Here is a 4983-nt window from a genome sequence, read left to right as displayed (position 1 = left end):
GAAAAGTATTATTTTAATTATAAATTAGGTAATAGAGTAGAAATTGAATTGACTTATAAAGAAAAAAGAGGTGGTATAGACTAATAGGTTTCAAAAAATTCAAATTAAACTATTGATAAGGGGAGAATTTAAAATGAAGCAAAAGATTAGTAGGAAGGCATCGTTATTAGAGGCAATGATACCGATAATATGCTTAGCGTTATTTTTAGGAATAGGAATATTTATGTTTGAGGCATCACCACATGTACCACTTATAGGAGCTGCAGCTATAGCAGGGGCCATAGGAGTATATAGACTAGGATTTAAATGGACTGAGTTAGAAATCAGTATGTTTGATAGTATTAAAATGGCTATGCAAGCGATTTTGATTATAATGATAATAGGTATACTTATAGGAACTTGGGTAATAAGTGGGGTGGTCCCAAGTATGATTTATTGGGGATTAAAAGTCATATCACCAAATATTTTCTTGGTGGCCTCAGTAATAGTATGCCTATAGTATCTCTTGCAACGGGATCATCTTGGAGCACTATGGGAACAGTCGGTGTTGCACTTTTAGGTATTGGTCAAAGCTTAGGTATACCAGTAGGAATAGTTGCAGGATCTATTATATCTGGAGCATATTTTGGAGATAAATTATCTGCTCTATCTGAGACAACTAATTTGGCACCAGCAATGGCAGGTACTGACTTATTTACTCACATAAAATATATGTCATATTCAACTGTACCATCCTTAGTAATAGTATTAATAATATTTGGTATAATGGGGACGAAATATTCTGGACAAGAACTGGATATAAGTCAAATTCAATTAATTAGCAACACACTGGAGTCTTCGTTTAATACTTTATCACCGTTTTTGTTAATTGGACCAGTTATAGTAATTGTGCTAGTTATGCTTAAAGTACCAGCAATCCCTGGACTTATTTGCGGAGCATTGGTAGGTGTTATTATAGCAATATTTTTCCAAGGACAAGACATAGGAGCCATATTAGAAGCGGCGACTAATGGATATGTATCTACTACAGGTATAGAATCTGTAGATATGTTGTTATCTAAAGGTGGACTTATGAATATGATGTCAACTGTATCATTAACAATATGTGCACTAGGATTAGGAGGAATACTAGAAAAGACAGGGATGCTTGAAGTAATAGCATCGTCCATATTGAGAGCTGCAAAAGGTGTGTTTGGTACAGTATTTTGTACTATGTTAACTTGTACATTTACTAATATAATAGCTGGAGAACAATATTTATCTATTGTTATACCAGGAAGAATGTATAGCGAAGAATACAAAAAAAGAGGTATACATCCAAAGATGTTATCAAGAGCATTAGAAGATAGTGGAACTTTAACTTCTCCACTTATACCATGGAATACTTGTGGTGCTTATATAGCAGGAACACTTGGGATATCAGCATTTATATATGCACCATATGCTTTGTTAAATTTAATAAATCCAATAGTCTCATTGGTAATGATAGCACTTAAATTTAAAATAGCAAGAATAGATTATGATGAAAATTTAAAATTATGTAAAAAAGCAAATTAAATCAATATATAAAGCCAACAGATAAAGCTAATTCTGCTGGCTTTTTTTAAATAAATCACTTGTTACATGAGCAAAATGAATTTTGAGCAATGAATTTATCTGAAGTAGAGAAAAGATAAATCGTTGTAGATATGAACGTAACAAATTTTATGATAAAATATAACAGGTGAGTACATAATAAAACTGAATAAACAATAAGGAGATTACCATGAATAATAAAAGTGTAAAAGAAATTAAAGAAATAGTAGATAATCTAAAGGTGGATCAATACTTAGAATATATAGATATTTTAAAAAGTGACGAAAGAAAATCAGTGCAAAAACTAGCTGTGTCTTTAGCTAAAAAACTTGATGCTATAAGAAAAGAAGATGAAAGACTAGAACTTATAAATACATACGAAAATGATGGATATGAAAAAGGATATTTATACATAGGTGGAATAGATGAGGTTGGTAGAGGACCACTGGCAGGGCCTGTAGTTGCTGCTGTAGTTGTTTTACCGCCACACACTAAAATAGAAGGAATAGATGATTCTAAAAAAATCAAAGAAAGTAAAAGAGAAGAATTATATGAAATAATAAAAGAAAATGCCCTAGATTATGGAATAGGAATTGTGGACAATGAAGAAATAGATGACTACAATATTTTAAATGCCACATATATGGCAATGAAAAAAGCATTAAATTCAATGAAAAAACAACCAGACTACTTATTAGTAGATGCTGTTACAATACCAGGGGTTGATATAAAACAAAATCCAATAATAAAAGGTGATTCAAAGTCAATATCAATAGGAGCTGCAAGTATTTTAGCTAAGGTTACTAGAGATAGAATGATGTGCCAATATGATGAAATATATCCTGAGTATGGGTTTAAATCAAACAAAGGATATGGTACAAAGGAGCATTACGAAGCTATAGAAAAAAATGGTATAACACCAATACATAGAAAAAGTTTCCTTAAGAATGTGTTATAAGCTATAATATTAATGGAAGAATTTTTAAGTGAATTATTATTGGAGGGGAATAAACAATGAATTATAAAGATATGCTAAAAGAAGCAAGAGAAAACTTAAATGGAAGTTGTAGGGTATGTAAAGCTTGTAATGGAGTAGTTTGTGCAGGAGAAGTTCCAGGAATGGGTGGAAAAGAAACTGGATCTGCTTTTATACAAAACTTCAAAAGTTTACAAGATGTTAAAATAAACATGAGAGTTATACATAATGTATCTAAGCCAGATACTTCAGTAGAATTATTTGGGAAGAAAATGAAAGCACCTATATTTGCAGCTCCTATAACAGGAACTACATTAAATATGGGTGGAAAAATAAGTGAAAGAGAATACATAACTCCAGTTGTAGAAGGATGTATAGAAACAGGAATCTTCCCAATGGTTGGTGATACTGCTGTAGATTCATTCTTAATGGACAACCTAGATGTATTAAAAGAAAACGATGGCCAAGGTATAGTATTTATAAAGCCTTGGGAAAATCACGACATAATAAAGAAAATAAAATTAGCTGAAGAAGCTGGAGCTTTTGCTGTTGGTGTAGATGTGGATGCATGTGGACTAGTTACTTTATCAATGCATGGAAAAACTGTTGTACCAAAAGACGTGGAAGCTTTAAAAGAGTTAAAAGCAGCTACTAAGCTACCATTTATAGTGAAAGGGATAATGACTGTAGAAGATGCTATGCTTGCTGTTCAAGCTGGTGTGGATGCCATAGTTGTATCTAATCACGGTGGTAGAGTTTTAGACTGTACCCCAGGTGCAGCGGATGTACTTCCTGCTATTGCTGAAGCTGTTAAAGGCAAGATAACTATTTTAGTTGATGGTGGTGTTAGAAGTGGTGTTGATGTTCTTAAATTGATAGGACTTGGGGCTGATGGCGTGCTTATAGGAAGACCTTTTGTTACTGCTAGCTTTGGTGGTGGTAAAGAAGGTGTTGAGATGTATGTTAATAAGATTATAGGTGAGTTTGAGGCTACTATGAGACTTACTGGATGCCAAAATGTTAGCGATATCGATGGTAGGGTTATATATAGATAGAAGTTTAATAATAAAATTAAATGAAAAGTTAGATTTAAAATGATACATAAGAATAATTTCTACTAATTAAATTAATAAAAAAGAGTATTGATTGAATTGTCAATACTCTTTTTTATAGTATAATATCAATGCAAAATAATTTATTTACATATGGAGGATATTTTGAAAAAACATATAAAATATTTATTGCAATCTTGGTAATAGCATTAACAGCTACAGGAGCTTTAGGTTGTTCTAAAAATACATATCTATATACTAAAGAAAATGAATATAAAGAAAAAATAAGGGTAATAAAAAAGGTGTTTTTGACCATAAAAATATAAATTCATTTTTTATATAATAATAAATGAATCGATAAAAAGAGCAGCAAAAGAAATTGTAAATAGACTAATAGAAAATTATGGACATGAAGCAGGTGTAGTATTTAATGCATATGGACTAGAAGAAAGTATAGCAGGAATGTAAAATAAAGTGTGTAATTGAGTTGTAATAAAGGTTTTATTAATGATAGTAGATCAAGTACACTAGAAATAATAAAAACTAACAGACTTTAAACTCAACTAAAATATACTGTATATTTAATAGTGTTGTAAAAGTTGGTGTCCTAGTGTACCAGATAACATTCCATAGAAAATGAATTACTAATGTGCATCCGAATTCTGTCTATAAGAATTCATAACGTCTTTAAACAATACAGCAATAGAAGGTGGTGTCCAAGTGATTGCATTTGCACCGGCAGCTATGGTTTTTCTGATACTTTCATCAGTAGGACCACCTGTTGCGATTATTGGAAAATCAGGATAAGCATCTCTAATTTTGGCAACTATCCTAGGTGTATCAACAGAAGCTGAAACATTAAAAATAGTTGCACCAGAATCTATTCTTTCCTGAATATTTGTATCATCATTCACAATAGTAACAACAACAGGTATATCTAGTGCATTAGATAAAGCTTTGACTACACCGTTTGATGTTGGAGCATTGACAACCACACCGATAGCACCTTGCAACTCAGCATTTGTTCCAAGCATTACAGAACGAATTCCTTTTGTCAAACCTCCACCAACACCTGCAAAAACAGGGATATCAGAAGCCATAATAATAGATTGTGTAATTATGGGCTGAGGTGTAAATGGATATACGGCTATTACTGCGTCTGCATTTATATTTTTTATAATAGCTAAGTCAGTTGAAAAAACAAGAGACTTAATTCTTTTCCCAAAAATATTTATGCCGCTGCATTCTCTAATAACTTCAGGAACACGTAAAAATGATTTTCTAAGTGTACCATCTATTGATTTTGGTCTTTGTTTCATGGATAAAATCCTCCTTAAAAATTTTCATATGTACATAATTAATAGTAAAAATATTTAAAAT

At 31.6% G+C, this 4983-nt stretch carries 4 protein-coding genes and 1 pseudogene; 4 read left to right on the top strand and 1 reads right to left on the bottom strand.

All coding sequences use genetic code 11. The features are described from left to right. The first annotated feature begins 133 nt into the window (after nt 1–133). The 4 genes and pseudogenes from nhaC to NSA58_RS16055 all read left to right on the top strand — a co-directional run bounded on the left by nhaC (nt 134) and on the right by NSA58_RS16055 (nt 3929). Nucleotides 134–1557: pseudogene (gene nhaC / locus NSA58_RS16070) on the top strand (Na+/H+ antiporter NhaC). Between the two features lie 208 nt (nt 1558–1765). Next, nucleotides 1766–2533 (top strand): ribonuclease HII, encoded by a 768-nt coding sequence (locus tag NSA58_RS16065; protein WP_039677928.1) that lies wholly within the window; start codon nt 1766–1768, stop codon nt 2531–2533. A 56-nt stretch (nt 2534–2589) separates the two neighbouring features. After that, a complete protein-coding gene (locus tag NSA58_RS16060) occupies nt 2590–3606 on the top strand; it encodes an alpha-hydroxy-acid oxidizing protein (RefSeq protein ID WP_074079200.1) in 1017 nt (338 codons plus the stop codon). 128 nt (nt 3607–3734) lie between these two features. After that, nucleotides 3735–3929, top strand: coding sequence for a hypothetical protein (locus tag NSA58_RS16055; protein ID WP_074429191.1), 195 nt, complete (start codon nt 3735–3737; stop codon nt 3927–3929). A 318-nt stretch (nt 3930–4247) separates the two neighbouring features. Here NSA58_RS16055 and NSA58_RS16050 read toward each other — a convergent pair whose 3' ends face one another. Continuing rightward, nucleotides 4248–4922 carry a hydrolase gene (locus NSA58_RS16050; protein ID WP_074429192.1) on the bottom strand — a complete coding sequence of 225 codons (675 nt, stop codon included), beginning with the start codon at nt 4920–4922 and terminating at the stop codon, nt 4248–4250. Nucleotides 4923–4983: the final 61 nt, after the last annotated feature.

Origin of the sequence: Terrisporobacter muris (assembly GCF_024621905.1) — a bacterium.
Taxonomy (GTDB): domain Bacteria; phylum Bacillota; class Clostridia; order Peptostreptococcales; family Peptostreptococcaceae; genus Terrisporobacter; species Terrisporobacter muris.
This window is presented reverse-complemented; position numbering and strand designations above follow the sequence as displayed.